This window comes from Pandoraea pneumonica (assembly GCF_049918595.1).
Lineage (GTDB): Bacteria > Pseudomonadota > Gammaproteobacteria > Burkholderiales > Burkholderiaceae > Pandoraea > Pandoraea pneumonica_A.
Map to the genome: position 1 here is coordinate 564,426 of NZ_JBNCRZ010000004.1, position 26,730 is coordinate 591,155.

Here is a 26,730-nt window from a genome sequence, read left to right on the forward strand (position 1 = left end):
GTCGATCCGGCGTTCGGGGTGTTTGCTTTTTTCGGTGCCTGTTGTGGCAACGCGTCGTGCAGTGTTGCTTTAGCGCTTGCGGGGCAGCACCGGTGAGAGCACTGTCGGCAACGCTTTGGGTAGCGTGTCGGGGAAGTCGCGGGAGAAGTGCAGGCCGCGACTTTCGTGACGCGAAAGCGCGCTGTCGACGATTAGCGATGCCACGTCTACCAGATTGCGTAACTCAAGCAAGTCGCGACTGACGCGGAAATTCGCGTAGTACTCGGCAATTTCTTCGCGCAGTAACGCGATCCGATGTTGCGCGCGCTCCAAACGCTTGGTGGTGCGCACAATGCCTACGTAATTCCACATCATCCTGCGCAGTTCGTCCCAGTTGTGGGCGACCACGACTTCCTCATCGGCGTCGGAAACGCGACTCTCGTCCCACGCGGGCACGTCGCGAACCGTGGCCGACGACGCCTCATCCCTTTGAATATCTTCTGCGGCCGCTTTACCCAACACGATGCACTCCAGCAGCGAATTGCTCGCTAGCCGGTTCGCGCCGTGCAGCCCGGTGTAAGTGGCTTCGCCGACAGCATAAAGTCCCGGCAAATCGGTGCGGCCGTTCATGTCCGTGACGACGCCGCCGCAGGTGTAGTGCGCGGCAGGGACCACGGGAATGGGCTGCTTCGTGATGTCGATACCGAGTTCGGCGCAGCGCGCCAGAATCGTCGGGAAGTGTTCTTGCAGGAATTCAGGGCTCTGGTGGCTGATATCCAGATAAACGCAATCGAGTCCATGCTTCTTCATCTCGAAATCGATGGCACGTGCCACGATGTCGCGCGGCGCCAACTCGGCGCGCGGGTCGTGCTGCGGCATGAAGCGAGTGCCATCGGGTAGCACGAGCCGACCGCCTTCGCCGCGAACGGCTTCGGTAATCAGAAACGATTTGGCATACGGGTGATAGAGGCAAGTCGGATGGAACTGGATGAACTCCATGTTCGCGATCCGGCAACCGGCGCGCCAGGCCATGGCGATGCCGTCGCCCGTCGCTGTGTCTGGATTCGTTGTGTAGAGATAAACCTTCCCCGCACCGCCGGTGGCCAGCACTGTGTGGCGTGCCGTCATCGCATGCACTTCGCCGGTGGCCAAATCTTGCACATACAGGCCTTGGCAGTGACGCCCGGCGGTCGGCGCAGCGTCCGCGCGATCCGACGTAATCAGATCGACGGCAAAGTGGTTTTCAAACAACGTGATATTGGGATGCTTTCGCACGCGCTCGGTGAGGGTGCTGATGACCGCGTGCCCAGTGGCGTCGGCAGCATGAATGATGCGGCGGTGACTGTGGCCGCCCTCGCGCGTGAGGTGGAAGCCGAGTTCTGCGCCTTCATCGCGGGTAAACGGGACGCCTTGTCCAATCAACCATTCGATGGCTTCGCGGCTATGTTCGACGATAAAGCGGGTGGCAGCCTCGTCGCACAACCCGGCGCCGGCAATGAGCGTATCGGCCACGTGTTCGTCGACGCTATCGGCCGAATCGAGTACGGCAGCGATGCCGCCTTGCGCCCAGTCGCTGGCGCCTTCGGGCATGGGGCGTTTGGCGACCAGGGCGACCCGGCAGGTATCGGCCAGATGCAGGGCGACGGATTGGCCGGCGAGTCCACTGCCGACGATGACGACATCGAAATTCATGATACGGGCTGTCTCCGTAATCGACGTCATCTTGGTGACGTGATTCGCATGATAGGAAGTGAGCCAGTATAGCGAGTCGATACGCGCGTGGCACATGACCCTATGCGCACGACGGCGATATCGATGTCGGTGTGACTACGCAACGCGTAGCTATTTGAATTTCGGGACGCCCAAATGAAAAACCCCGCCAGAGGCGGGGTATCGAACGCAGTAGCGAGCTACTGCGAGAAAACCTGTTGATCTTATTTGATCTTGGTTTCCTTGTACGGCACGTGCTTACGAGCCACCGGATCGAACTTGCTGATTTCCATCTTTTCCGGATGGGTACGCTTGTTCTTGGTGGTCGTATAGAAATGACCCGTGCCAGCGGTCGATTCCAGCTTGATCTTGTCGCGAGCGCCTTTTGCCATGATGAGCTCCTAAAACTTAGATGGCGTTGCGCGAACGCAGGTCGGCGAGAACGGAGTCGATGCCGTTCTTGTCGATCAGGCGCAGGCCAGCGTTCGAGATACGCAGGCGCACCCAACGGTTTTCGCTCTCAACCCAGAACCGGCGATTTTGCAAGTTCGGGAGAAAACGGCGCTTGGTTTTGTTGTTGGCGTGGGAAACGTTGTTGCCGACCATCGGCGCTTTCCCGGTCACTTGACATACGCGTGCCATGAAGCACTCCTAACCCAGAATTCTGTGTAAAAAAAAGTGGTGAGTCGAAAAGACAGACCGCGATGATACCACAAAAATCCCAGACAAATCAATCGCTTTAGGCGATGTAGGACGCGAGCCCATGGTGGGAAGCGCCTGTCGGAGATTCGGGAAGGGACGGATTATAGCGCAAACCGGCCCGCGAACGCGAATTGCTTGCTAAATTGTTGTGCAGATCACAACTCGCCCTGTTCGGCGAGCGAGTACACGCTGTCGCCGGCGACGATGTAATGATCGAGCAAACGTATCTCCAGCAAGGCTAGCGCGTCGCCCAGCAGGCGCGTCAGCGCCAGGTCTGCTGGGCTTGGCAGCGCGATGCCCGATGGGTGGTTGTGCGCGACGATGACCACGGCGGCATTGACTTCGAGCGCTGCCCTCACGATTTCACGCGGGTAAGCACACGTTTGGGTGAGGGTGCCTTCGAACATGATGCGAGCGCTCACCAGCCGATGTGCGGCATCGAGGAACAAGCAAAAGAAGCGCTCACGCGAATCGTCCTTCAGGGTCAGCCGAAGGTAGTCGCGCAAACGCGCGGGTGAGTCGAGCACATTCCCGACCTCCATGCGCTCGCCAAGCATGCGCCTGGCCACTTCGAGTGCTGCTTGAAACTGGACGAATTTGGCCTGGCCGAGACCGGGGATCTGGCGCAGCGTCCCGAACGGCGTGGCTAGCAGGCGGGTGAGCGAGCCGCCGCTGCGTGTGAGCAAATCGCGGCCAAGATCGACGGCATTGCGCCCGCGCGAACCGGTGCGCAAGAAGATGGCGAGCAATTCGGCATCGGAGAGGGCGCTCGCCCCACGGGCAAGCATTTTTTCACGGGGCCGCTCGGCGAGGGGCCACTGGGCGATAGACATGACGACTCCAGGCGCAGACACCACCACGCGCATGAATCGCCGCGATGTCCATATAGGGGAAATGCAGTGGCCGGAGGAAAAATTCCGGACTGCGCGAAGGGGGAGCCGGACGCGCAACGCGTCGTCATTTACAATATTAGCTTGACCTTGCTGTGAGACCCCCATGAATTCTGTCGCACCCCCCGTGGTTCAAGACGATTCCTATCTGACATTGCACTACCGGATTGCCGCGCCTGACGGTGCGGATATCGTCAACACTTTCGAAGGCACGCCGGCCACTCTGCAACTCGGCGGCGGCCAGATGGCGCCGACGCTGGAGCAGGCGCTGCTAGGCATGAATGTGGGGGAACGCCGTAGTATTGAACTTGCCCCGGAGCAGGCCTTTGGCCCGCGCAACCCCGAGCTGCTGCAACGCGTGTCGATGAAGACGCTGCAAGAGAACAGCAATTTCGGCGAAGAATATACCGTGGGCGATCTGGTCGAATTCAACGCGCCGAGCGGTGGCCGCTATGCGGGCATCCTGCGCGAGTTGGGTGACGGCTGGGCATTGTTCGACTTCAACCACCCGTTGGCTGGACAGCCGATTGTGTTCGAAGTCCAGATTATCGGCATTCTGTAGGAATCGAGATGAGCGCCACCCAAGTCGTAGCGCCGACCCTGTCGGACGCGGAAATTCTGCTAGCCCAGCCGCGCGGTTTTTGCGCGGGCGTCGACCGTGCAATCGAGATCGTCGAGCGCGCGCTGTCCATGTTCGGGGCCCCGATCTACGTGCGTCACGAGATCGTCCATAACGCCTACGTCGTCGAAAACTTGCGCAAGAAAGGCGCGATTTTCGTCGAAGAACTGACCGACGTGCCTTCGGGCAATACGTTGATCTTCAGTGCTCACGGCGTGTCGCAAGCTGTGCGTGCCGAAGCCCAGGAGCGCGGTCTGCGCATCTTCGACGCCACCTGTCCGCTCGTGACGAAGGTGCACGTCGAAGTGGCGAAGATGCGCGGCCAAGGCCTCGAGATCATCATGATCGGTCACAAGGGTCACCCGGAAGTCGAGGGCACCATGGGCCAGTCGGGCGAGGGCATGTTCCTCGTCGAGACCATCGAAGACGTACTCGCCTTGCAAGTCGCTGACGAATCGAAGCTCGCCTTCGTGACGCAGACGACCCTCTCGGTCGACGACGCCGCCGAAGTGATCAATGCGCTCAAGAAGCGCTTCCCGCTGATCACCGAGCCGAAGAAGCAAGATATTTGCTACGCGACGCAAAATCGCCAAGACGCCGTGAAGTTCATGGCCCCGCAGTGCGATGTCGTCGTCGTCGTGGGTAGCCCGAACAGCTCCAATTCGAACCGCCTGCGCGAAGTGGCCGAGAAGATGGGCGTGCCTGCCTATATGGTCGACTCGCCGGCGCAGCTCAAGCCCGAGTGGTTCGACGGCAAGCGCCGTATTGGCGTGACGGCAGGGGCCTCGGCCCCGGAAGTGCTGGCACAGTCGATCGTCTCGCGTCTGCGCGAACTGGGCGTGAACCAGGTGAAGGTGCTCGAAGGGGTGGAAGAGAACATCGCGTTCCCGCTGCCCAAGGGCCTGACGCCGGTCACCGAGTAAGCCTGAGCAAGATAAGTTAGCTTCACGTCTCGTCGGCCGCCGTAGTCCGGTGGCCGACAGACAGCAAAAAGCCGGGGTGCCGCATCTAGCGCACCCCGGCTTTTTGCTGCCCGCTCGTCGGAGCACCTACGTTCCTCCGCAGCCGCATCCGCAGGCTGCAACACTTCATGAAAGCGCCGAACGAGCGCTTTCTCCTACCCTTGAAGGCCGTCAAAGCACGCGCTTGCTCCCGCAAAACCGCCGCGCGGTCACTACGCAATTCTGCGTACGTTTTTGCGGAATCACCGCAGTGTCGTTTTCGTGCAATTTACCGTATCGGCCATTAAAACCATGGCTGTCATTTCGCCAATTCAACACTTAATGAATTGAAGTCGAATAACGCCATTCGTTTTTCAATAATCCAATTATTTATACGCTTCCTTAATTAGAGTAATGGCTCCAAATTGATTGGGCACACTATTTGCTTTATTAGTAACTATGGTGATGGATCCCATATTTGGTGCATCGCATGCACCATGGAGCCGCCTGAGCGAATTCGCCCGGGTGTGTAAAACCTAGATCGAATGCGGGGTTGCACTTTTGAAAAAATAGGGTTGCACAAGTCGGTATAAACCTTAGGCCTCCATTATGGAAAACCCTGTGGCGGCGGGCATCGCAGCCGCAAAGAATGGAGTTACAATGCGCGCGTTTCGCATACGAAACATTGAATTGGCGTTATTGGCGTTTTATTAAATCGCCGACAATCAGGAGATAATCACATGCAACTCAAGTTCGCGAAGGTACTGCCCGTAGTCGCCGCAGTGACGCTGTTGGCGGCATGCGGTCAGAAGGAAGAAAAGCAGGCCGATTCGGGTGCCGCTTCTGCACCTGCCGCGACGACAGCCGCCAGCGGGGGCGGCGATGCGGTTGTTATCAAGATTGGTCACGTTGCACCGTTGACGGGCCAAATTGCTCACTTGGGCAAAGATAACGAAAATGGTGCACGCCTCGCGGTTGAGGAAGCCAACAAGGCCGGTCTGACCATCGACGGCAAGCCGGTCAAGCTGGAACTGGTGGCGGAAGACGATGCGGCCGATCCGAAGACCGCTACGCAAGTTGCACAGAAACTGGTCGACGAGAAGGTCGTCGCAGTGGTGGGCCACTTGAATTCCGGTACGACGATCCCGGCATCGAAGATCTATAGCGATGCGGGCATCGTGCAGATCTCCCCGTCGGCGACCAACCCGGCTTACACCCAACAGGGCTTCAAGACGGCCTATCGTGTGGTGGCAACCGATGCCCAGCAGGGTCCGGCACTGGCCAACTACGCGACCAAGACGCTGGGCGCCAAGTCGGTGGCTATCGTCGATGACGCGACGGCCTACGGCAAGGGCTTGGCCGACGAGTTCGAGAAGACCGCCAAGGCCAACGGCCTGAAGGTGCTCTCGCACGACGCGACCAACGACAAGGCGACGGACTTCCGCGCCATTCTCACCAAGATCAAGGGTGAGCGTCCGGACATCATCATGTACGGCGGTATGGATGCGACCGGCGGCCCGTTCGCCAAGCAGTCGAAGGAACTGGGTATCGGTGCCAAGGTGCTGGCCGGCGACGGCGTGTGTACCGACAAGGTGGCCGAACTGGCTGGCGACGCCATCGACAACATCGTCTGCTCGGAAGCGGGTATGGCGCTGTCGAAGATGGAAGGCGGCGACGACTTCTCCAAGCGTTATGAAGCGCGCTTCAACCAGCCGATCCAGATCTACGCCCCGTTCACGTACGATGCGGTCAACGTGATTGTCGATGCGATGAAGCGTGCCAACTCGACCGATCCGGCCAAGATCCTGGCGGCCATGCCGGCCACCGACTACAAGGGTGTCATTGGCCACATCGCCTTCGACAGCAAGGGCGACATGAAGGAACCGGTGATTACGCTCTACAACTACCAGAACAAGAAGAAGAGCGTGCTTGACGTGGTGAAGATGTAACTCCCGGGCGCTAGCGCCATGAAACGGCACCGTTGCCTACCCTTTCGGTGCCGTTTCTTCATCTGCGGAACGACGCCGTGCCTGCATGACGGGCACGGCCCCCCCTCCTGAACCAGGATTAGCCTCAACACCCGCAGTTCTCTCAGCCCCCCTGCGACGCCTATCGGTGAAGCGCGCTGGGAGCCCGTTTTCGGGGATCAAGGAGTTAGCTTCATGGATATTTTTATCCAACAAATCTTGAACGGCCTCGTGCTTGGTAGCGTGTACGCGATCATTGCGCTGGGCTACACCATGGTCTACGGCATTTTGGGCATCATCAACTTTGCCCACGCCGACGTGATGATGATCGGCGCGATGGTCGCGCTGTCCACCATCAACTTACTGATGAAAATTGCACCGAACATGAATCCGGTGCTAATGCTGGCCATCGCCACCGCGGTGTGTGTGCCCGTGTGTGCGTTGACCAACTTCGTGATCGAACGGGTCGCGTACCGGCCGCTGCGCAATGCGCCGCGACTCGCGCCGCTGATCACTGCCATCGGCGTGTCGCTGCTGTTGCAGACGATCGCCATGCTGATCTGGTCGCGTAACCCGCTGTCGTTCCCGCAGCTGCTGCCCACCGACGCCATGACGGTCATCCCGCAACGCGGCGACCATCCGGGCGCCGTGACCAACGGCACCGGCATCGTGATCGTCGTGGTCGCGTTCCTCGTGATGTTCGGCCTCACGCAGCTCGTGAACCGCACCAAGCTGGGGCGCGCCATGCGTGCCACGGCAGAGAACCGCAATGTGGCGGGTCTCATGGGCGTGAACCCCAACTTCGTGATCTCGGCGACCTTCGCGCTGGGCGGCGGACTGGCCGCACTGGCGGGCGTGATGATGGCGTCGAACTACGGTAACGCTCACTTCTACATGGGTTTTATTCCCGGCATGAAGGCGTTCACCGCCGCCGTGCTCGGAGGCATCGGTAACTTGCAAGGCGCCATGGTCGGCGGCGTGCTGCTCGGCCTGATCGAGGCGTTGGGCGCGGGGTATATCGGTGACCTCACCGGGGGTGTTTTCGGCAGCAACTATCAGGACGTGTTCGCTTTCGTCGTTCTGATCGTGGTGCTGGTGTTCCGTCCGTCCGGCTTGCTGGGCGAACGCGTGGCAGATCGTGCATAAGCGGGGAGTCCACACAATGAATCAACCTGTGCAAACTTCCGCTGGCCCGGCCACGCAGATTTCGGCGGCCGCCGCCACGCGCAAGGCCTATCGCGGCCTCGCATTCTTCCTCATCGCGGCGATCTTCGCCCCGGTGCTCGTCGGTTATGCCGGCGGCAATTACTGGGTGCGCGTGCTCGACTTTGCGCTGCTCTACATCATGCTCGCGTTGGGCCTGAACATCGTCGTGGGCTTTGCTGGCCTGCTCGACTTGGGCTACATCGCGTTCTATGCCGTGGGCGCGTACGTCACCGCGTTTCTCAGCTCGCCCCACCTGACCACGCAGTTCGAGTGGATCGGGCATCTGTTCCCGGGCGGGCTGCACGTCCCCGTGTGGTTCACTATCCCGATCGGGGCGGCGGTAGCGGCGATATTCGGCATTTTGCTGGGTGCGCCGACACTGCGTCTGCGCGGCGACTACCTGGCAATCGTGACGCTGGGTTTCGGCGAAATTATCCGCATTTTCATGAACAACCTCGACCGTCCGGTGAACATCACCAACGGCCCGAAGGGGATCACCGGCATCCAGCCCGCGTCGTTGTTCGGCTTCGACTTCTCGAAGGCGCACAACTTCTTCGGGATACAGGTCAGCTCGGTGTACATGTACTACTACCTGTTCGTGTTCCTTGCGCTGGTCATCGCGTTCATCTGCGTACGATTGCAGCACTCGCGCATCGGACGCGCGTGGGTGGCCATTCGTGAAGACGAAATTGCCGCCAAGGCGATGGGCATCAACACGCGCAACATCAAGCTGCTCGCGTTTGCCATGGGCGCGTCGTTCGGCGGTGTGGCCGGCGGCATGTTCTCGGCGTTCCAGGGCTTCGTCTCGCCCGAGTCGTTCACCTTCTGGGAGTCGATCGTCGTGCTCTCGATGGTGGTGCTCGGCGGTATGGGGCACATTCCGGGCGTGATTCTGGGCGGCATTCTGCTCTCGGCGTTCCCCGAGATCCTGCGCTCGACCATGGGCCCGTTGCAAATGAAGTTGTTCGGCAGTGTCATCGTCGATCCCGAGGTGATCCGGCAACTGCTGTACGGTCTGGCCATGATCTTGATCATGCTGTACCGTCCGGCCGGCCTGTGGCCGTCGCCGCGTCCGGAAGAGCGGACTCTGTAAGCCGAGGGAGACGAACTGACTATGAGCGAACAAATTCTTCTGTCCGTAAAGGGCGTGAACAAACGCTTCGGCGGTCTTCAGGCCCTCACCGATGTGGGCCTGGAAATCAAGCCGGGGCAAATTTACGGGCTGATCGGCCCGAACGGTGCCGGCAAGACCACCTTCTTTAACGTCATCACCGGGCTCTACACGCCTGATTCGGGCGAATTCACGCTCGACGGCATGACCTACAAGCCGACGGCCGTGCATGAAGTGGCACGCGCGGGCATTGCCCGCACGTTCCAGAACATTCGCCTGTTCGGCGGCATGACCGTGGTCGAGAACGTGATGGTCGGGCGCCACGTGCGTACGAAGATGGGCGTGATCGGCGCCATCGTCCGGTATCCGGGCGCAAAGGCCGAAGAACGCGCTATCCGCGACCGCGCGATGGAACTGCTCGAATACGTGGGCGTGGCGAAGTACGCCAACTACACGGCCGCCAATCTCTCGTACGGCCACCAGCGCCGTCTGGAGATCGCCCGCGCGTTGGCCACCGACCCGAAGCTGCTCGCGCTCGACGAGCCGGCCGCAGGCATGAACGCGACCGAGAAGGTCGAGTTGCGCGGCTTGCTCGACAAGATTCGCAGCGACGGCAAGACCATCCTGCTCATCGAGCACGACGTGAAACTGGTGATGGGCTTGTGCAACCGCATGACGGTGCTCGATTACGGCAAGGTGATTGCCGAAGGTTTGCCGCAGGATGTGCAGAAAAATCCGGCGGTGATTGAAGCGTATCTCGGTGCAGGAGGCCATTGATGAGCGCAGCAATGTTGACGATCAAGGGCCTGAAAGTCGCGTACGGCGGGATTAAGGCGGTCAAGGGCATCGACCTGAGTATCCAGCCGGGCGAACTGGTCACGCTTATCGGCGCGAACGGTGCGGGCAAGACGACCACGATGAAGGCCATCACTGGCCTGCTGCCGTGGGCCGATGGCGACATCGAGTATCTGGGCAAGTCGATTCGCGGCGTGAAAGCGTTCGATCTGCTCAAGCAGGGGCTGGCGATGGTGCCGGAAGGCCGCGGCATCTTCACGCGCATGACCATCCTCGAGAACATGCAGATGGGGGCCTATCTGCGCAACGACACGGGCGGGATCAAGAACGACGTCGACAAGATGTTCGGTATCTTCCCGCGTCTGAAGGAGCGCAAGGACCAACTCGCCGGTACGCTCTCGGGCGGTGAGCAGCAGATGCTCGCCATGGCGCGCGCGCTGATGAGCCAACCCAAGCTGTTGCTGCTCGACGAGCCGTCGATGGGCCTCTCGCCGATCATGGTCGACAAGATCTTCGAGGTGGTGCGCACGGTCTCGGGTGAGGGCGTGACGGTGCTGCTCGTGGAACAGAACGCACGCTTGGCATTGCAGGCCGCTCACCGCGGTTACGTGATGGACAGCGGGCTCGTCACCATGACCGGTAACGCCAAAGACATGCTCGACGACCCGAAGGTGCGCGCCGCGTATCTGGGGGAATAAGCCGTCGGCTTGACTGGAAAACGAAAGCGCGCTGGAGGCGACTCCAGCGCGCTTTTTCGTTGTGATGCCGCGATGAAAATCAATCGCGAGCTTCAGCGGTCGGTGCCTACAGGGCGGCGCTCACGCGCGATGCCAGCGGCAACCGCTTCCCCATACTCACCACGTCGTCGGCCGCGTAGCCGTGCGCGGCATAGAACGCGAGGGCTTCGCGAGATTGCGTGAGCACCTGCAAATTCAGCTTCAGGCAGCCGCGCTCGGTGAGTGCCGTTTCCGCATGCCGGAGCAGCGCACTTGCCACGCCGCGCCGACGCAGCGCTGTCGCCACCGCCAGCGAGTACACCCAGCCACGATGCCCGTCGTACCCGGCCATCACGGTGCCCACGACCTTGCGATCGCGCACGGCGACGAAGAACAACCCGTCTTTCATTGCCACCTTGTTGGCGATCGAGCGGCGCGGTTCGCGGTGCGGCTTATCCGCCCGGTTGTATTCGGGAAACGCTTCGCGCCAGAGTGCAAGCACAGCATCGGTGTCGCCGTCGTCGAAGGTGCGGATATGGACGTCGGAAGCCAGCGAGATCATGAGGCAGCCCCTTCGCCGGTGTAGATATCCGGCCGATGGATTTGCATCATCTTGTTGACCTCCCCCAGTGGCTCGAAGCCATAGCGCGCATACAGGCTTGCCGCATCGGTGGTCGCGAGCAAGAAGCGCCGCAGGTTCTGCAACGCCGGATGCGCGAGCACGTTCTCGCACAGCCGCTTGCCAATGCCCAGGCCGCGCATCGACGGATCGACGAACACGTCGGCCAGATACGCGAACGTGGCACGGTCGGTAATCACGCGTGCGAAACCGACTTGCTGCACCGGGCCGCCTTCGACATGCGTCGCGTAAGCGCCGAAGCAAAGCGAGTTCGAGATCGCGCGCATGAGCGTGTCGCGCGGAATGTCTTTCGCCCAGTGCGTCTGTGTCGAGAGTGCGTTGTGGATGAAGCCGATATCGAGTCGGGCCGGATCGTACGAAATTTCGACGATGGCGTCGGCCGGTGGCGTAGCGTGCGCCTGGCTCATGTCGTTCATCGTGGTGATCTCCTCTTTGGAATCTTGAGCGGGGGCGGCGTTATCAGGCGTGTTTGGCGAGTAGCGAGTCGAGCATCGTCAGCATCTGATCGATTTCATCGCGGCTCACGTTGAGTGCAGGCATAAAGCGCAGCAAGTTCGGGCGTGCCGAGTTGAGCAGCAGGCCGTCCGGTCCCATGTCACGCGCGGCTTCCACCAGTTGTGGGCCGATGTCGCGGCCGAGCAGCAGGGCACGCAGCAGCCCGGCACCGCGCTCGCCCTGGCCGCCGTAGCGCGACGACAGGTGTTCGAGCCCGGCGCTCAGGTAGTCGGCCTGAGCGCGAACGAATTCGAGGAAGCCTGGCGCGCTGACCGTGCGCATCACGGCGAGGCCGACCGCGCACATGAGCGGATTGCCGTTGTAAGTCCCGCCCTGATCGCCCGGTTGGAACACGGCGAACTCGTCGCCGCAGAGCATGGCGGCCAGCGGCACGCCGCCGCCGATGCCTTTGCCGAGCGTCATGATGTCGGGCGTGATACCGGCTTGTTGATGCGAGAACAGCGTGCCGGTACGCCCGCAGCCCGTTTGCACTTCGTCGACGATCAGCAGCAGGCCGCGAGCCTTAGTCAGCGCGCGCAGTTCCTTGAGGAAGGCGTCGGTTGCGGGCACCACACCGGCTTCACCTTGAATCGGCTCCAGCATCACGGCGACCGTATCGGGGCCGATCAGGGCTTCGACCGAAGCGATATCGTTCAACTCGGCCTTCGGGAACCCCGGCACTTGCGGCGCGAAGATGGTGTCCCAACCCGGCTTGCCGCTGGCGGACATCGTCGCAAGCGTGCGGCCGTGGAAGCCGTTTTTGAACGTGATGATCTCGAAGCGCGCGCCGCCTGCCGGGTTCGGATGGAGCTGTCCCCACTTGCGGGCGAGCTTGATGGCGCTCTCGTTGGCTTCTGCGCCGCTGTTGGCGAAGAACACCTTCCCCAGCCCCGACAGACGCGCGAGCAAGTCTGCCAGCTCGATCATCGGCAGGTTGTAGTACGCCGGGCTTGGGTTGAGCAACTGCGAGGCCTGCGTGGCGAGCGCGTCGCGCATCACCGGGTGGCAGTGGCCGAGGCTGTTCACCGCCCAGCCTTGAATGAAATCGAGATATCGCTTGCCGTCGTGGTCGTAGAGCCAGGCACCTTTGCCGTGGGTGAACACGAGATCCGGGCGCGACGTGATCGGCAACAGGGCGTGCGTGGCGAACTCGGCGAACTTCGCGTCGGCGGAAGTCTTCGTGGTCGAGGCGGTTGACGATGACGAGGCGGCAGATTGGGAAGCAAGCGACATAACGGTCTCCGAAGGGCGAAAGGTAAAGAGACGAGGAATAAAAAAAGCCACGGGGTTTGCCCGTGGCTTTGCTGTGCTTGAGAACTCGCTTGTTATCGCAGTCCATAGCGCGCCGCGCGGCATCCCGGGAGGGGCAGCGTACGGCGACGTCGGATCGAGGCGATGGCAATCAGGTTCATGTCGGCAAGAATAAGTCGATGATGCGGCGCTTGTCAAAGGGAATGCGTGAACTGTCGCACATCTGCATCTATCGTGCGTTGGCAACGCGTCCCGTGAACTCCCACCGATCAGGTCGCAGCCCCCGGGTTGTCGGCTTCGGTGGTGAAGGCGTCGGCGAAGAACGCGTCTTCCGGCAACTGGTGGTGCGCGATGAAGTCGCGGCGGGCCGATTCGACCATCACCGGCGCACCGCACGCATACACCTCGTAGCCCGACAGGTCCGGCAGGTCTTCGACCACGGCGCGGTGCACGAAGCCCGTGCGGCCCTGCCATTGGTCTTCCGGCGCGGCTTCCGAGAGCACCGGGACGAACGTGAAGTTCGGAATCTCGCGTGCCCATTGTTCGGCCAAATCGCGCAGATAGATGTCCTTCAACTGACGGGCGCCCCAGTAAAGCGTCATCGGGCGGTTCAGCCCCTTGTGCACGGCGTGCTCGACGATGGCCTTGATCGGTGCGAAGCCGGTGCCCGAAGCGAGCAGCACGATCGGCTTCTCGGAATCTTCGCGCAGGAAGAACGTGCCGAGTGGGCCTTCGAAGCGCAGAATTTCGCGCTCTTTCATCGTGTTGAAGACGTGGTCGGTGAACACGCCGCCGGGCATATGGCGCAGATGCAGGTCGAGGAAGCCCTCTTCGTGCGGCGCGGTGGCCATCGAATAGCTGCGGCGGCGGCCGTCCTTCAGGATGAACTCGATGTATTGACCGGCCAGATACTGGAAACGCTCGTTGGCGGGCAGTTGCAGGCGCATGACGATCACATCGTCGGCCAGGCGCGTGAGCGCGTTCACGCGGCACGGCAGGCGCTTAACCGGGATATCGCCGATGCCCTTAACTTCGCGGCTCTCGATGACGACATCGCTCTTGGCGTGCGCGCAGCACAGCAGCGCGAAGCCGCGCGTTTCTTCGTCTTTGGTGAGCGCGGAGGCCGAGTGCGCACCGTGTTCGACGATGCCTTCGACCAGCTTTGCTTTGCATGACCCGCAGCCGCCGTTCTTGCAGCCGTAAGGCAGGCCGATGCCTTGACGCAACGCGGCCGAGAGCAGTGCCTCGCCGTCTTCGACCTGGAACTCGCGCCCGCTCGGCACGAGGGAAACGTTGTAAGCCATACTACAATCCGAAAAATGAAAAATCCGTCCAAATCCCTCGGTCGCCCGCGCCTGTTAGTCGTGGGCTGCGGCGATGTCGGCATGCGTGCGCTGCCGGCGCTGGTCAAACGCTTTCGCGTCTATGCCGTGACGTCCAGCGACGCGCGTCATGCCGTCTTACGGGCGGCGGGCGCGGTGCCCGTCGTGGCCAATCTGGATGACCCTGCGAGCCTTGCGCGCATCGCCCATCTGGCGCCGCGCGTGCTGCACCTGGCCCCGCCCGACGGGGTGGCTGGCAGTGGCACACGAGACCTTCGTACACGTCGTCTGCGCGCCGCCCTTTTGCGCCCGTCGAAGGCCAATATTGTACCCGAGGGGGGCATCCGCCCTGTGCGACGCATCCTCGTCTACGCCAGCACCAGCGGGGTGTATGGCGATTGCGGCGGTGCACTTGTCGATGAGACTCGCACGCCGCGTGCGCGTTCACCGCGTGGGCAGCGTCGCGTCGACGCCGAGCGCACTTTGCGCGCGTTGGGACGGCCGTCGCAACATGCGCGCAATGCCCGGCGCGAGACGATTGCCGGGCCATCGCGAACGATTTCCCCGGCGAGCGGTGCGAGTGTGGCGGGCGTGCGCCCACGATGGCGGCAGGCGGAGCATTTGCGCGTGCGCTGGCGCGCGTCGATCGTCCGCATTCCGGGGATCTATGCGGCGGACCGGTTGCCGACGGCTCGATTGGAACGGGGCACCCCGGCGTTGCGCGAATCGGATGACGTGTACACGAACCACATCCACGCCGACGATCTGGCGGCGATCCTGATCCGTGCGATGTGGCGTGGCAAGCCGCAGCGCGTGGTGCACGCGAGCGACGACACCGAGTGGCGCATGGGCGAGTACTTCGACCGCGTGGCCGATGCGCTCGGCATGACGCGCCCCGCACGTATCTCGCGCGAAGTTGCTGAGCGGGAATTGCCGCCGACGCTGCTCTCGTTCATGTCGGAGTCACGCCGGTTGGACAACACCCGGCTGAAACGTGAACTCGGCTACCGGCTGCAATACCCCGATGTGGCGGCGCTACTGGCGACACTGACACCATGACGGCGACCCTTCGAAATATCGCGCTCGCGGCGCTGTTGAGTGTCGCACCGCTGGCGCACGCCGAGCCCAATATTCAAGCGGGTTTCTCACCGGAGGGCTCGGCAAGAACGCTTGTGCTGGAGACTATCGCCAGTGCGAAGCACAGCATTCAAATGCTGGCCTACTCGTTTCAGGCCGCCGACATCATGCAAGCGCTGGTCGATGCGAAAAAGCGTGGTGTGGATGTGCGTGTGGTGATCGACAAGAAGCGAAACACCGGCAAGACCAGCCGAGCGGCGATGGATTTCGTAACGAGCCACGGCGTAGCGTTGCGAACCAACGACCACTTCAATATCCATCACGACAAGACGATCATCGTCGACGGCGAAACGGTGGAGACCGGCTCGTTCAACTTTGCGCTGTCCGCCGAGACAACCAACTCCGAGAACGTGATCGTGATTCGCAACGCTCCCGAAATTGCGCGCCAGTACGTCGAGCACTGGCAATCGCGTTGGGATCTCGGTGCACCTTACCCGGCTCGCTGAGCATCACACATCCCCACTCGCCGATCCCCCTAATGCCTTGATGAGCGTAAGTGTCGCGTCGATCTGATCGAGACGCGATTGCGCGGCATTGCGACGTGCCTGACGCGCTAACCGTTGCGCATCGAGCCATGACTGCACGTCGATATCGCCAGCGCGATAGCGTGCACCAGACAGCGCGGCGGCCCGCTGGGCCAGCGTCGCCGCCCGCGCCAGCGCTTCGTATTGCACCGACGTGCGCTCGCGCGTCGCCAGCGCATCCTCGACTTCCTTTAACGCCGTGAGCAGCGTGCTGCGAAACGCCACGCCCGACTGTTCGAAGTCGTTGCGTGCGAGTGCCGTGGTGAAGCGCGCCGTTTGAATTTGCAGGAACGGCATGGCAATCGTCGCGGCAAGCGTGCCGACAGGATTGGCGAGCAATCGCGACAACGAATCACTGGTCGTACTCGTCGATCCGGTGAGCGTGAGCGACGGATAGAACGACAAACGCGCCGCATCGACGTCAGCCAATCGCGCACGCATACGGGTTTCGGCCGCCGCCAAATCCGGGCGCCGCGCCAGCAACTCCGCGGGCAGACCGGGCGCGACCTCGGGGAGTGTGGCTTCAGCCAGCGATTCGCGCTCGGTGAAGCGCGTCTGGGCCGGTTCGCCGAGCGCATTGGCCAACGCATGCCGAGCGATATCGCGCAAACGCTCCCAGTCGGCCAGCGCGCCCGCGACCGCGTCGCGATCCTGCTGCGCCTGTACAGGGTCGAGTGCCGACACGGCACCGGCGCGGCGGCGTGCGTCGACCAGCGCCACCACCTTCTCGGCAGACGCCAGATCTTCCTTGGCGCTGCGTACGTTCTCGTTCAGGAAGGCCAGTCGCCAGTACAACGACGCCACATCGCTCGACAACGTGAGCGCCGCAGCGCGGCGATCCCATGCGCTGGACGCGGCTTGCCACTGTGCAGCGTCGCGTTGTGCTGCCAGCTTATTCCACAGGTCGACTTCGTAGCTGATGCTCGCGTTGGTGCCGGAGTTCGTCTGCCCGTTGGGGGCGATCGCGGCGTTACTGCCATCGAGCGCGCGTGATTTTGCGCCAGCGATCGAGGCCGAGAGTTGCGGCCAGCGATTCGCACCAGTGAGGCCTGCCTGAAGGGCGTCGCGTTCCGCTTGCAGCGATTCGAGCGCGAGCCCCAGGTTGCCCGCCAGCGCGCGAGTGACCAGCGCGTCGAGCGCGGGGTCGCCGAAGCCACGCCACCACGGATCGATCGCCATCGACGCGTCACTTGTCGCGTTCGCCGTCGCAGGCGCGTTGCCGTCGAGTGGCGTGCGGTATTGCGCGGGCACTGGCAGGGACGGGCGTTCGTAGTCGGTGCGCATCGAGCCGCATCCGGCGAGCAGCATCGCGGCGCTCAGCGCAGTCAGCGGAAGAAAACGCGGGACAAAGCGCGGAACAGCGCGCGGGAAGAATCGCGCAATGGAGCGGGCAGGCAGCGACAGCAAATCCATCGGAAGGCGGAGCAATGGGCGGTTCATCGAATCGTCAAAAAGACCCCCGCGCGCGATACCGAATCGCGCGCGGGGTATAAATCCATCCCGTGCCTGAGGGGGGGCGCAGCGGGACGGTTGGGGGGCGATACAAATTCACTCGCGAGCGAGGGCGTCGACAGGGTCGAGCCGCGCGGCACTGCGCGACGGCCACCAGCCGCTGGCGACACCGATCACGCTGGCGCACAACACGGCAGCGGCGAACGTATGAACGGAAAACACGACGGCCACTTGTGGCACTGCGAACGCCACCAACTGCCCGATGGCATAAGACAGCACCACACCGACGGCACCGCCCATCAGGCAGACCAGCACGGCCTCGATCAGAAACTGACGCAGGATGTCCTGACGGCGCGCGCCGATAGCACGGCGAATGCCAATCTCACGCGTGCGCTCGGTGACCGACACCAGCATGATGTTCGCCACACCGATGCCACCCACCACCAGCGAGATCAGCGCGACAAACGAGAGCAGCAGCGTGAGCATCTGGCTCGTGCGAGAGATCGACTTCACGACCGTATCCATGTTGAACGTGAAGAAGTCTTTGTTGCCATGTGCGCGGGTAAGCACGCGCACGATGCTCGCTTCGGCAGCCGACGGCGGATGACCGTCGACGATACGCACCGTGATCGCTTCCAGATGCTGCTGACCGGCAAGACGGCTGGCAGCGGTACTCCACGGGATAAAGAGATTGAGCGAGCGGCTCACGAACATCGACGACCGGTCACGCACCACGCCCACCACGCGCAACGGCAACGATCCGGCCAGCACGATTTGACCAATCGGGTCGCCGCCGTTGGGCATCAGCTTTTTCAGCGCGTTTTCGCCAATCACGGCGACCTGCGCCTGCCGCGCGACTTCGGTGGCGTCGAAGCTGCGCCCGCGCGCGAGTTTCAGTCCATTGGCGCGCAAGAAGTTGGCGCCTTCGCCATGCACTTGCGCGTCGGTATCGATGCGACCGAAACGCACGCGTACCGTACGCGCGTTGATCTGCGGCGAGACGCTGTCGGTGTAGGGCTGTGCGGCGAGCAGATCGGCGTCGCGCGGCAGGAGCGTGCGGATCTCGGCGGCTTTGTCGTCGTTGAAATCCTTGCCACGCAGCACGGTGATCGTGTTCGGCGAGATGCTGCCGATGTCGTCGAGCACGCGCCGTTTAGTGCCCTCGCCAATGGCGGAGAGCGAGACCACCGACGTAATGCCGATGACGATGCCGAGCATTGTGAGCCCGGTGCGCAGCCGATGCGACGCGAGCGCGTGCCACGCCATCGACAGGCTCTCCGAAAACTTCGGCCAACCCGCGAACCAGCGGCGCGGGCGGGGTTCAATCGCGTTCGGGGGCGTGCGTGCGTCGTCATCGACGTTTTGCACGAATGGCGTCGCTTGGCCGGTTGCGCGTGTGCTTTCCTGCGTTCGTTCACGGGTGAGCGCCGCGAGTTCAGCGGTGCGTGGCGTCTCGTTCACGCGGTCGCGCACGACGCGTCCGTCGGCGATTTCGATGACGCGCTGCGCCCATGCGGCAACGCCAGGGTCGTGCGTGACGAGAATGATCGTATGCCCGCGTGCGTGCAGCTCGCAAAGAATCTGCATGACTTCGAGTCCACTGCGACTGTCGAGTGCGCCCGTGGGTTCGTCCGCGAGGATGATGTCGCCGCCGTTCATCAGCGCGCGCGCAATACTCACGCGCTGCTGCTGACCGCCCGACATCTGCGACGGCCGATGTGACAAATGACCGCCCAGTCCCAAGCGAGCGAGCAATGCCGCCGAGCGTTGCGCACGTGCGGGTTTCGACGTTCCTGCGTACACGGCGGGCACTTCCACGTTCCCTTGCGCCGTGAGATGGCCCATGAGGTGATAGCGCTGGAAGATGAAGCCGAAGTGTTCGCGCCGCAGCGCCGCGAGATCGTCGTCGGACAGCGAGGCGACGTCGCGCCCATCGATCTCGTAGCGGCCGTGGCTCGCGCGGTCGAGGCAGCCGAGCACGTTCATCAGCGTCGACTTCCCCGAGCCCGACGGCCCCATGATTGCGACCATTTCGCCGCGATGGATGGTGAGCTCGACGTCGCGCAATACGGTCACTGCACCCACGCCTTCACCGAACGAGCGAGCCACGCCCGAGAGATGCAGCAGCGGCGGCGCACCCGCATCTGTGGCAGGCATCGATGCGGTGGCACCTTCGGGCGTCGACCGATCAACCGGTGGCAGCGCATGCATCACAGCAGCGTCCCTCCGTTATCGCCGCTGCCGGGCGGCGGCGCGTCGGTGGGGTCGGCTGTCACCACACGCTCGCCTTCTGCAAGGCCGTCTAGCGCTTGTGCGGTGAGTCGATTGTCGAGTCCGACCTTGACCCAGCGGACTTGCGCGTGGCCTTTTGCATCGAGTACGCGCACCTTGTAGCGCCCGTCGGCGCGCTGCTCGCCGAGCGCCACGGACGGAAACGTCAACGTGTTCGCGATGCGCTCGCGCACGATCGAGACTTGCGCGGTCATGTCGGGGCGCAGCACGCCATCGGGGTTCGGCACGTCGAACAACGCATTGAAGAAAATCGCGTTGTTGATCTTCTCGGGCGAGGGCTGAATCACGCGCAACTTGCCTTCGTAACGGGTCTGCGGCGCGCCAAGAATCGTGAAATACACCGGCTGGCCTTCGCGAATGCGCACCACGTCGGCTTCCGAGACCTGCGCCTTGATCGTCATCTTCGACAGATCGGCAATCTTGAGAATCGTCGGGATCTGATAGATCGCCGTGACGGTCTGGCCTTCCTGCGTGCTGATGAGCGTCACGCTGCCGGAGATCGGGGCGGTAATGCGCGTGTACGAGAGGTTGGTGCGTGCTTTTTCGACCTTGACGTTCTGCTGGCTGATTTGCGAGTCGAGCGCGGCGAGTTCTGCGGTGAGTGCCTCGTATTCCGTGCGTGCTTTTTCGAGATCGCGCGGCGAGGTGGCCTCATCGCGCGCCATCTGGCGCTGCCGTGCCAACTCTCGCTCGGCTTGCGCATGCCGAATGGCCTTGGCGCGCCGGTCGGCGGCTAGCGTGTTAAGGCCAGCCGTCACGTCGCGCAGATCGCTCTCGCTGAGCGTGGGGTCGATTTCTGCGAGCAGTTGGCCTTTCGTGACCTTGTCGCCAAGCACGACCTTGAGCGAGCGCAACTGGCCGTTGGCCTGCGAACCCACTTCCACCTGCTTGATGGGCTGGAGCACACCCGTGGCAAGCACGGCATCTTCCAGATCCCCGCGTGCGACTCTGGCGCTGAGATAAGCGGGGGGCTTCGCATGCGGCCATTGCCACACGGCGAGCGCACACAGCGCGAGAACAACGGCGGCACCGATCTTGCGGCGGCGGGTCAGGAGGGGCAGGCGGAACTTGCTGGAAAGCGTCATCGATCAGGAAATAAGCACCGTATCCGCACCGATGTGCAGACATGTGGCGATCCTAATCAAAGGGGGCGTCGCAAACTGTTTTCAGTTGTTGCGACTTTGTGAACAGAGTTGACCGAATGTCGTTTTGCGTTGTTTTCGGTCGATTTCGCTTTGCTTTTCTTCAATCACGGCAGCGGGTGGGCACCGACGGGAAGTTCGGGGTGATCCGGTGTGGGATACGTCAGGGCGGGCATCGGCGCGCCTGCGCGGCGTGCGACGACTTGATCGACCACGGCCTCCACATCGGCGGTCTCGCTAAGCGCCTTGACGAGTTTCGCCAAAGGAAAGCCCGGTGCCATGCAGCCTTGCATCACGATAATGCGCCGCTGGAACGTCAGCCAGAGCGAGGTCTGCGTCTTCCACGGGATATCGATGGCGATCGCTGAGAGCCGCCGCTGTGTGCTCTCAGCAATCTCGCCGTCGTAGCGATAGCTGTTGGATAGGCGGCAACGGCCTTCGAACCAGCAGTGGTTGCCTTTTTCGATGCGGTGATGCGCGTCGGCGAGCCAGTCGGATTCGCGCATGAGTGGGCCTAACGGCACCGGGCAGTCGGCAATCGCCGAGGAAATGTGGAGAAACGGGTCGTTGCCGAAATTGCGTAAGGCGCCAGGCACCGCTGCGGCCGAGGGGGCAGCCGCAGCGCCGGAAGCCCCGACAGGTAAGGCGGCTGGCGCGGCGAAGGCTACGGCGGTTGTCACGGCAGCGACCATCAGTCCGGCGGCACCGTGTTTGCACAGTGTGAAGATTGCGCGGCGCATACGGCCTCCCACGAGAAATGCGGGATGAATGCGGCATCTGGTGAAACCAGCGTGTGCACGACAAGATGGCTATAATTTCGCGCTATCTCTCGCAACGTCGCTCATTTTTGCATTTTTCCAATGCGTGATGCTCGTGAACGGTTGCGTGACGCATCAGGCCGCCTTACGAATCCTTTCTGAAATAAGGATTGGGTGCCATTTTATTGGATGCTTCGGCCAACGCGTAACTGGACGGGCGCGCAAACTTCGGTGTATCTCGACACCATGGGAGCACAAACCATGTCCTTAGGCATTGGCGCGCCGGGTGCGGCGCTACATAGGGCCTGGCGTTTGCCGGGGCAAGGCGCCGCTGGCACCGTCGGCACACACCGGGCAAATGCTTCGCCCGACCGTTTCACGAATGCGTTGCGATCGCTCTCCGGGGTGCGCGAACCGGCTGCCGCGGCGGCATCAGCGCCGACAGCGCAAGACCCTGCCGTGGCGGCAGTCCAGAGTTCGGCTTCCCTGCGTGAGTTGGGCCGGGCCTAAATTAGCGAGAATTCCTCCATGAGTCTGCATGTTCTTCTGGTCGACGACGATCCCGTCGTGCGTGACCTGCTGCGTGAGCTGCTGCATGCCAACGGTATGCAGGTCTCGGTACTTCACAACGGCGCGTCGTTGCTGCGCCGGCTCGAACTTGAGCGCCCGTCGGTGATTTTGCTCGACATCATGATGCCCGAGCGTGACGGCCTGCGCGCTTTGCAGGACTTGCGCGCGGCCGGGGAAGATATCCCCGTGATCATGCTTTCGGCGCGTGGCGGTCCGCTCGACCGGGCACTTGGTCTTGAGTTGGGCGCTGACGACTACCTCGCCAAGCCGTTCGATCCGCGCGAGTTGCTCGCCCGCATTCATGCGGTGCTGCGCCGTCGTGGCCCTGTCGCGGCGAGTGCGCCCGATGCCCGTGCGCCGTATCGCTTCGGCCCGTTCGAGCTCGATTTCTCGCTGCGCACGCTGCAACGCGAAGGCGAGCGTCTGCCGTTGCGCGATACCGAATTCGCCATGCTCAAGGCGTTCACGCAACATCCGATGCAGGTGCTGCCCCGGGTGAAGCTGCACGCCATGCTGTATGGCGACGGCATCTCGTTCCGGGATCGCAGCCTCGACGTGCCGGTGTGGCGTTTGCGCCGCCTGATCGAAGCCGATCCGTCGGAGCCGCGCTACATCCAGACGATTCGCGGCAAGGGCTACGTGTTCGTGCCGGGCGGCGAGTTGTCGGCGGATGCCGCAGCGAGCGAACACGACGCCGGTGCCGACGACGATGGCCCGGCGCTCGCGGTGGCGCCGGTGGCCCCCATGGTGAAGCGCGCGGTTCGCGGCTGGCGGGAGTCGGTTGCGTGAAACTGCGTTGGCGGCTGCGTGACACGCTGTTCGGGCGCATGGCGCTGCTCGGAATCGGCGTCTTGCTGGTGATGCATCTGGTGTGGAGCGCGCTCGTGTTCTACCAGCGGCCTCGCCAGCAAGTCGACGGTTTCGCGCGCGGCTTGCTCATTGCGATCCAAAGCGTGGATCAGCGCGCCGTCGATCCGGGCAGTCTGGCGCCGCCGCACGGCTTGCGGCGCGTGCCGATTGCGCAGGTGCCGGTTTTTGCCGATGCGACGGGCGACGAGCGTGCATCGCATCTGCGTAACGAGTTGCTCTCGAAGCTGCCGCCGGGCACGCAGTTGCACGTGCGCGAAGACGGGAAGCGCGGCAGCTTGTGGGTGTTGCTGCCCAATCACGTCGAGTGGATTGTCATCCCGCTCGATTTGCCGCCGATGCCGCCGTTCGTGCGCGAAACCGTCGGCATTCTGATTGGTGCGGTGTTGCTGGCGTTGTTGATGGCGTGGCAGATGCAGCGCCCAATCGCCCGCGTGGCACAGGCGGCGCGCGTGATTGCGCGAGGTCGCCGCCCGGCACTGCTGCCCGAACAAGGCCCGCATGAGTTGCGCGATCTGGCGCACGCCTTCAACGACATGGCCAAGCGGCTTGCCGAGGCGGAAGACAATCAGGCGATCATGCTCGCCGGGATTGCCCACGATCTGAAGTCGCCGCTCACGCGCCTGCGTCTGCGCGCCGATCTGATCGACAACGAGGGTTCGCGCGACGGTTTCGTGCGCGATATCGCCTCGATCAATCACATTGTTCAGCAGTTCCTCGCATATGCCCGCGACGAAGCCGATACCAGTCCGCTGGTGAGCGTCGATGCCTTCTTGCGCGAGCAGTTTCCGGCCGAAGACGTTTGCGGTGCGGCGGCCATGGAGTTGATGACGACCGAGATGGCCGTCGAAGCCCTGGCGTATGCCGATGCTGGGGACGGCGAAGCCGTAAAGGATGGCCTGGCGCCGTCATGTGCCGATACCCCATTGTTCACTTGCGATCTGCGCGCTGGCCCGGGCTTCTTGTTGCCGCGCACGCTACTCGATCGCGTGATGTCGAACCTTGTCGACAATGCGCTGGAGCATGGCGAGCCGCCAGTACGTCTGGCGACGTGGCGCGAGGACGATGTGGGGTATATCGAAGTGAGCGACTGCGGCACGGGCATCCCGGAGGATCAGGTGGCGCTGGCGATGCGTCCGTTCGTGCGGCTGGATGCGTCGCGCGGTGGCGAAGGCCATTGCGGCCTTGGTTTGTCGCTGGTGGGGCGTTTGGTCGAAGGACTGGGTGGTTCGGTGCGGTTGGCGACGTCGTCGGACGGTGGACTTCGCGTCACGCTGTGCCTGCCCGTCGTGCAAGCGGTTGCCCCGCTGACGTCGCACTAAGGCGAACAGGCCCTAGTCGCGGCTGAGCGGGGCATTCCCTTTAGTAGATCTCCGGCACGATCATCGTGTCGGGCACCGGGTGGCGCATGTAGTCTTCGCTGCGTGCGCGCTCCGGCAGCAGCACTGGCGTGCGCTCCACGTCGTGATACGGCACTTGCGCGAGCAGGTGATGAATACAGTTCAGGCGCGCACGTTTCTTGTCGTCGGCCTGCACCACCCACCACGGCGCATCGGGAATGTGCGTGCGCTCGAGCATAACTTCCTTGGCGCGCGTATAGCTTTCCCAGCGGCGACGGCTTTCCAGATCCATCGGGCTCAACTTCCATTGCTTGAGCGGATCTTGAATACGGGCGAGAAAGCGCGCTTCTTGCTCTTCGTCCGAGATCGAGAACCAGTACTTCACGATCTGGATGCCGCTGCGTACGAGCATCTTTTCGAACTCGGGCACCGAGCGGAAAAACTCTTCGTATTCCTCATCTGTGCAGAACCCCATCACGTGTTCGACGCCGGCGCGGTTATACCAGCTACGGTCGAACAGCACGATCTCGCCCGCGGCGGGCAGGTGTTGCACGTAACGTTGGAAATACCATTGCGTGCGTTCGCGATCGTTGGGCGCGGGCAGGGCTGCGACGCGGCACACACGCGGGTTCAGGCGTTGCGTGATGCGCTTGATGGCGCCGCCTTTGCCCGCGGCGTCGCGGCCTTCGAAAATCACCACAAGGCGATGGCGGCTGCGAATCACCCAGTCTTGCAGTTTCACGAGCTCGCCTTGCAGGCGGAACAACTCGCGGAAATATTGCAGACGTTCGCCGCGCGCGGTGTCGGTCAGATCATTCAGACCGGGCAGGCGAAGATCATCGATTTCCATCTCGATTTCTTCGTCGTAGCTGTCGATGAGGTCATCTTGCAGACGGCGCGCGAGCGAGGCATCGTGGTCGGCATCGGAGTCGAATTTGGTCATGGCGACGGTCTCGGAACAGGGCGAAGCGTTGCGCGAAAAACGGGCGGGACGCGACCATAGGGTCGGGCGACTGAGTATGCGACGATTCTATGACACCCGGATGGCGCTGGCGAGGGCCCTAGTACGGGGGCGCGGAGCGCGGACAGCGGCTTTATGACTGTCACATAAAAGACATATGACATTGTCATGATGGTCGGTCGCGCTGGCTTTTGGCGCGTTTTCCGACGTTTCGACTTCCCCCACGTTTGGCTCCGACAGTGCGCATGTTCGCCGACCTTGCTCATAACGCTTACGGCTGCGATCAGGCTGGCCTGATCTATGGCTATCGCTTCACCGACGGTGCGCCGCCCGAACCGGTCGATTCCGGCGAGGCGTTGGCGTGGCTGGCGAAGACCGCTCGCGGCGAGCGTGCGGACGGATTCCTTTGGTTGCATTTCAACTTCGCGCACGCCGCATGCGAGAAGTGGCTGCAACAGCACATGCATCTGCCCGAGGAGTTTTTCGACTCCCTCACCGAAGGCTCGCGCTCCACGCGCATCGAACATTCCGACGACTGGTTGCTGGCGGTGATCAACGATGTGATCTTCGCGTTCGATATTGCGCAGTCCGAAATTTCTACGTTGCGAGTGGCGGCCAATGCACGATTGCTTGTGACGGGCCGGGTCAAGCCATTGCGTTCGATCGACAAGCTGCGCGCGTCGGTCAAGCGCGGCGAGGTATTTCGTTCGCCGTTGGCGTTGCTGGTGCATTTGTTCCGCGATCAGGCCGACGTGCTGGAGCGCATCGTGCGCGAGACGAGCCGGCGGGTCGACACGGTTGAGGACCGGTTATTGCAGCAGCGTATCGAGAGCAACCGCGCCGATCTGGGGTCGCTGCGCCGGGTGCTGGTGCGGCTGCAACGGCTGCTGGCACCGGAGCCGGCAGCGCTGTTCCGATTGTTGAGCCGCCCGCCGGTGTGGGGGCATGCCGAGGACGTGCAGGAATTCCGACAGGCAACGGAAGAGTTTGCGGTGGTGCTCAACGATTTGTCGGCGCTGTTGGAGCGCATCAAGCTGTTACAGGAAGAGATTGCGGCGATGGTGAGCGAGCGCACCGACCGCACGATTTACACGCTGACGGTGGTGACGGTGCTGGCGCTGCCGATCAACATTGTGGCGGGCTTCTTCGGCATGAACGTCGGCGGCATTCCGTTGGCCGAGCATCCGCACGGGTTCTGGGTGCTGGTTGCGATTGTCGCGACGGGCACGGCGGCCGCCGGTTGGTGGGCTTTCCGGCGGCGACCGGAATAGACGGGGCACACGTTACGCCATGCTCGTTAAATCGAGCATTATGTGATTAATGCTCGATTTAACGAGCATGGG

The 26,730-nt window shown here is 62.5% G+C and carries 26 protein-coding genes; 13 read left to right on the top strand and 13 right to left on the bottom strand.

Features of this window, described 5'->3' with window-relative positions:
* Positions 1-69 precede the first annotated feature (69 nt).
* From nadB to radC, 4 genes are all read right to left on the bottom strand, one after another.
* The gene (gene nadB / locus ACPWR9_RS19195; RefSeq protein ID WP_426330915.1) at positions 70-1,671 is read right to left on the bottom strand and encodes an L-aspartate oxidase; all 1,602 of its coding nucleotides are present in this window, start codon (positions 1,669-1,671) and stop codon (positions 70-72) included.
* A gap of 242 nt (positions 1,672-1,913) precedes the next feature.
* Positions 1,914-2,081: a 50S ribosomal protein L33 gene (rpmG, locus tag ACPWR9_RS19200; protein WP_010807102.1), complete on the bottom strand. Its 168-nt coding sequence runs from the start codon at positions 2,079-2,081 to the stop codon at positions 1,914-1,916.
* Positions 2,082-2,097: 16 nt separating this feature from the next.
* A complete protein-coding gene (gene rpmB, locus ACPWR9_RS19205; RefSeq protein ID WP_023594592.1) occupies positions 2,098-2,331 on the bottom strand; it encodes a 50S ribosomal protein L28 in 234 nt (77 codons plus the stop codon).
* A gap of 215 nt (positions 2,332-2,546) precedes the next feature.
* Complete coding sequence (radC, locus tag ACPWR9_RS19210) at positions 2,547-3,224, bottom strand: RadC family protein (protein ID WP_426330914.1); 678 nt, start codon at positions 3,222-3,224, stop codon at positions 2,547-2,549.
* Positions 3,225-3,387: 163 nt separating this feature from the next.
* Between radC and ACPWR9_RS19215 the strand changes: the two genes are divergently transcribed.
* From ACPWR9_RS19215 to ACPWR9_RS19245, 7 genes are all read left to right on the top strand, one after another.
* Positions 3,388-3,843: an FKBP-type peptidyl-prolyl cis-trans isomerase gene (locus tag ACPWR9_RS19215; protein WP_150680586.1), complete on the top strand. Its 456-nt coding sequence runs from the start codon at positions 3,388-3,390 to the stop codon at positions 3,841-3,843.
* Between the two features lie 8 nt (positions 3,844-3,851).
* On the top strand, positions 3,852-4,823 hold the full coding sequence (gene ispH / locus ACPWR9_RS19220) for a 4-hydroxy-3-methylbut-2-enyl diphosphate reductase (protein WP_426330913.1): 972 nt from the start codon (positions 3,852-3,854) through the stop codon (positions 4,821-4,823).
* Positions 4,824-5,581: 758 nt separating this feature from the next.
* Positions 5,582-6,790, top strand: a complete 1,209-nt coding sequence (locus ACPWR9_RS19225) for a branched-chain amino acid ABC transporter substrate-binding protein (protein WP_150680584.1) — start codon at positions 5,582-5,584, stop codon at positions 6,788-6,790.
* A 213-nt stretch (positions 6,791-7,003) separates the two neighbouring features.
* Positions 7,004-7,954, top strand: a complete 951-nt coding sequence (locus ACPWR9_RS19230) for a branched-chain amino acid ABC transporter permease (RefSeq protein WP_426330912.1) — start codon at positions 7,004-7,006, stop codon at positions 7,952-7,954.
* A 16-nt stretch (positions 7,955-7,970) separates the two neighbouring features.
* On the top strand, positions 7,971-9,107 hold the full coding sequence (locus tag ACPWR9_RS19235; RefSeq protein WP_426330911.1) for an ABC transporter permease subunit: 1,137 nt from the start codon (positions 7,971-7,973) through the stop codon (positions 9,105-9,107).
* 21 nt (positions 9,108-9,128) lie between these two features.
* Positions 9,129-9,902 (top strand): ABC transporter ATP-binding protein, encoded by a 774-nt coding sequence (locus ACPWR9_RS19240; protein WP_426330910.1) that lies wholly within the window; start codon positions 9,129-9,131, stop codon positions 9,900-9,902.
* Positions 9,902-10,618 (top strand): ABC transporter ATP-binding protein, encoded by a 717-nt coding sequence (locus ACPWR9_RS19245; RefSeq protein ID WP_426330908.1) that lies wholly within the window; start codon positions 9,902-9,904, stop codon positions 10,616-10,618. Before ACPWR9_RS19240 ends, ACPWR9_RS19245 begins: the two co-directional genes overlap by 1 nt.
* Positions 10,619-10,724: 106 nt before the next feature.
* On the opposite strand, the gene ACPWR9_RS19250 is transcribed toward ACPWR9_RS19245, so the two are convergent.
* From ACPWR9_RS19250 to ACPWR9_RS19265, 4 genes are all read right to left on the bottom strand, one after another.
* Positions 10,725-11,198 carry a GNAT family acetyltransferase gene (locus ACPWR9_RS19250; RefSeq protein ID WP_426330907.1) on the bottom strand — a complete coding sequence of 158 codons (474 nt, stop codon included), beginning with the start codon at positions 11,196-11,198 and terminating at the stop codon, positions 10,725-10,727.
* Positions 11,195-11,692, bottom strand: a complete 498-nt coding sequence (locus tag ACPWR9_RS19255; RefSeq protein ID WP_426330905.1) for a GNAT family N-acetyltransferase — start codon at positions 11,690-11,692, stop codon at positions 11,195-11,197. Before ACPWR9_RS19255 ends, ACPWR9_RS19250 begins: the two co-directional genes overlap by 4 nt.
* Before the next feature lie 43 nt (positions 11,693-11,735).
* On the bottom strand, positions 11,736-13,004 hold the full coding sequence (locus ACPWR9_RS19260) for an acetylornithine transaminase (protein ID WP_426330904.1): 1,269 nt from the start codon (positions 13,002-13,004) through the stop codon (positions 11,736-11,738).
* A gap of 287 nt (positions 13,005-13,291) precedes the next feature.
* Positions 13,292-14,326 carry a CDP-6-deoxy-delta-3,4-glucoseen reductase gene (locus ACPWR9_RS19265; RefSeq protein WP_426330903.1) on the bottom strand — a complete coding sequence of 345 codons (1,035 nt, stop codon included), beginning with the start codon at positions 14,324-14,326 and terminating at the stop codon, positions 13,292-13,294.
* A gap of 15 nt (positions 14,327-14,341) precedes the next feature.
* Here ACPWR9_RS19265 and ACPWR9_RS19270 point away from each other — a divergent pair, with 15 nt between their 5' ends.
* Together ACPWR9_RS19270 and ACPWR9_RS19275 are read left to right on the top strand one after the other, a co-directional pair.
* On the top strand, positions 14,342-15,403 hold the full coding sequence (locus ACPWR9_RS19270; RefSeq protein WP_426330902.1) for an SDR family NAD(P)-dependent oxidoreductase: 1,062 nt from the start codon (positions 14,342-14,344) through the stop codon (positions 15,401-15,403).
* Positions 15,400-15,927: a phospholipase D family protein gene (locus ACPWR9_RS19275; RefSeq protein WP_426330901.1), complete on the top strand. Its 528-nt coding sequence runs from the start codon at positions 15,400-15,402 to the stop codon at positions 15,925-15,927. The genes ACPWR9_RS19270 and ACPWR9_RS19275 overlap by 4 nt, the downstream gene beginning before the upstream one ends.
* Before the next feature lie 3 nt (positions 15,928-15,930).
* Here ACPWR9_RS19275 and ACPWR9_RS19280 read toward each other — a convergent pair whose 3' ends face one another.
* From ACPWR9_RS19280 to ACPWR9_RS19295, 4 genes are all read right to left on the bottom strand, one after another.
* On the bottom strand, positions 15,931-17,418 hold the full coding sequence (locus ACPWR9_RS19280; RefSeq protein WP_426330900.1) for an efflux transporter outer membrane subunit: 1,488 nt from the start codon (positions 17,416-17,418) through the stop codon (positions 15,931-15,933).
* Between the two features lie 135 nt (positions 17,419-17,553).
* Entirely contained in the window at positions 17,554-19,614 is a 2,061-nt protein-coding gene (locus ACPWR9_RS19285; RefSeq protein ID WP_426330899.1) for a MacB family efflux pump subunit, read from the bottom strand.
* Between the two features lie 53 nt (positions 19,615-19,667).
* Positions 19,668-20,834, bottom strand: coding sequence for a macrolide transporter subunit MacA (gene macA, locus ACPWR9_RS19290; RefSeq protein WP_426330897.1), 1,167 nt, complete (start codon positions 20,832-20,834; stop codon positions 19,668-19,670).
* Positions 20,835-20,998: 164 nt separating this feature from the next.
* Entirely contained in the window at positions 20,999-21,631 is a 633-nt protein-coding gene (locus ACPWR9_RS19295; RefSeq protein ID WP_426330896.1) for a hypothetical protein, read from the bottom strand.
* Positions 21,632-21,910: 279 nt separating this feature from the next.
* Between ACPWR9_RS19295 and ACPWR9_RS19300 the strand changes: the two genes are divergently transcribed.
* Genes ACPWR9_RS19300 through ACPWR9_RS19310 form a run of 3 tightly spaced genes read left to right on the top strand, consistent with a single transcriptional unit; the run spans position 21,911 to position 24,408 of the window.
* Positions 21,911-22,159: a hypothetical protein gene (locus ACPWR9_RS19300; RefSeq protein ID WP_150680572.1), complete on the top strand. Its 249-nt coding sequence runs from the start codon at positions 21,911-21,913 to the stop codon at positions 22,157-22,159.
* A gap of 18 nt (positions 22,160-22,177) precedes the next feature.
* On the top strand, positions 22,178-23,008 hold the full coding sequence (locus ACPWR9_RS19305; RefSeq protein WP_426330894.1) for a response regulator: 831 nt from the start codon (positions 22,178-22,180) through the stop codon (positions 23,006-23,008).
* Positions 23,005-24,408 carry an ATP-binding protein gene (locus ACPWR9_RS19310; protein ID WP_426330893.1) on the top strand — a complete coding sequence of 468 codons (1,404 nt, stop codon included), beginning with the start codon at positions 23,005-23,007 and terminating at the stop codon, positions 24,406-24,408. The genes ACPWR9_RS19305 and ACPWR9_RS19310 overlap by 4 nt, the downstream gene beginning before the upstream one ends.
* Before the next feature lie 40 nt (positions 24,409-24,448).
* On the opposite strand, the gene ppk2 is transcribed toward ACPWR9_RS19310, so the two are convergent.
* Positions 24,449-25,369, bottom strand: a complete 921-nt coding sequence (gene ppk2, locus ACPWR9_RS19315) for a polyphosphate kinase 2 (RefSeq protein WP_426330892.1) — start codon at positions 25,367-25,369, stop codon at positions 24,449-24,451.
* A 263-nt stretch (positions 25,370-25,632) separates the two neighbouring features.
* On the opposite strand from ppk2, the gene ACPWR9_RS19320 reads away from it, so the two are divergent.
* Positions 25,633-26,658, top strand: a complete 1,026-nt coding sequence (locus ACPWR9_RS19320; protein ID WP_426330891.1) for a transporter — start codon at positions 25,633-25,635, stop codon at positions 26,656-26,658.
* Positions 26,659-26,730 lie beyond the last annotated feature (72 nt).

Coding starts and splice junctions, on each gene's coding strand:
- ACPWR9_RS19285 (WP_426330899.1), bottom strand. CDS start 19,614: ATGCCTGCCACAGATGCGGGTGCGCCGCCGCTGCTGCATCTCTCGGGC.
- rpmB (WP_023594592.1), bottom strand. CDS start 2,331: ATGGCACGCGTATGTCAAGTGACCGGGAAAGCGCCGATGGTCGGCAAC.
- ACPWR9_RS19280 (WP_426330900.1), bottom strand. CDS start 17,418: ATGGATTTGCTGTCGCTGCCTGCCCGCTCCATTGCGCGATTCTTCCCG.
- macA (WP_426330897.1), bottom strand. CDS start 20,834: ATGACGCTTTCCAGCAAGTTCCGCCTGCCCCTCCTGACCCGCCGCCGC.
- radC (WP_426330914.1), bottom strand. CDS start 3,224: ATGTCTATCGCCCAGTGGCCCCTCGCCGAGCGGCCCCGTGAAAAAATG.
- ppk2 (WP_426330892.1), bottom strand. CDS start 25,369: ATGACCAAATTCGACTCCGATGCCGACCACGATGCCTCGCTCGCGCGC.
- ACPWR9_RS19295 (WP_426330896.1), bottom strand. CDS start 21,631: ATGCGCCGCGCAATCTTCACACTGTGCAAACACGGTGCCGCCGGACTG.
- ACPWR9_RS19215 (WP_150680586.1), top strand. CDS start 3,388: ATGAATTCTGTCGCACCCCCCGTGGTTCAAGACGATTCCTATCTGACA.
- ACPWR9_RS19305 (WP_426330894.1), top strand. CDS start 22,178: ATGAGTCTGCATGTTCTTCTGGTCGACGACGATCCCGTCGTGCGTGAC.
- ACPWR9_RS19240 (WP_426330910.1), top strand. CDS start 9,129: ATGAGCGAACAAATTCTTCTGTCCGTAAAGGGCGTGAACAAACGCTTC.
- ACPWR9_RS19300 (WP_150680572.1), top strand. CDS start 21,911: ATGTCCTTAGGCATTGGCGCGCCGGGTGCGGCGCTACATAGGGCCTGG.
- ACPWR9_RS19320 (WP_426330891.1), top strand. CDS start 25,633: ATGTTCGCCGACCTTGCTCATAACGCTTACGGCTGCGATCAGGCTGGC.
- ACPWR9_RS19235 (WP_426330911.1), top strand. CDS start 7,971: ATGAATCAACCTGTGCAAACTTCCGCTGGCCCGGCCACGCAGATTTCG.
- ACPWR9_RS19260 (WP_426330904.1), bottom strand. CDS start 13,004: ATGTCGCTTGCTTCCCAATCTGCCGCCTCGTCATCGTCAACCGCCTCG.
- ACPWR9_RS19245 (WP_426330908.1), top strand. CDS start 9,902: ATGAGCGCAGCAATGTTGACGATCAAGGGCCTGAAAGTCGCGTACGGC.
- ACPWR9_RS19255 (WP_426330905.1), bottom strand. CDS start 11,692: ATGAACGACATGAGCCAGGCGCACGCTACGCCACCGGCCGACGCCATC.
- ispH (WP_426330913.1), top strand. CDS start 3,852: ATGAGCGCCACCCAAGTCGTAGCGCCGACCCTGTCGGACGCGGAAATT.
- ACPWR9_RS19275 (WP_426330901.1), top strand. CDS start 15,400: ATGACGGCGACCCTTCGAAATATCGCGCTCGCGGCGCTGTTGAGTGTC.
- ACPWR9_RS19230 (WP_426330912.1), top strand. CDS start 7,004: ATGGATATTTTTATCCAACAAATCTTGAACGGCCTCGTGCTTGGTAGC.
- rpmG (WP_010807102.1), bottom strand. CDS start 2,081: ATGGCAAAAGGCGCTCGCGACAAGATCAAGCTGGAATCGACCGCTGGC.
- ACPWR9_RS19270 (WP_426330902.1), top strand. CDS start 14,342: ATGAAAAATCCGTCCAAATCCCTCGGTCGCCCGCGCCTGTTAGTCGTG.
- nadB (WP_426330915.1), bottom strand. CDS start 1,671: ATGAATTTCGATGTCGTCATCGTCGGCAGTGGACTCGCCGGCCAATCC.
- ACPWR9_RS19225 (WP_150680584.1), top strand. CDS start 5,582: ATGCAACTCAAGTTCGCGAAGGTACTGCCCGTAGTCGCCGCAGTGACG.
- ACPWR9_RS19265 (WP_426330903.1), bottom strand. CDS start 14,326: ATGGCTTACAACGTTTCCCTCGTGCCGAGCGGGCGCGAGTTCCAGGTC.
- ACPWR9_RS19250 (WP_426330907.1), bottom strand. CDS start 11,198: ATGATCTCGCTGGCTTCCGACGTCCATATCCGCACCTTCGACGACGGC.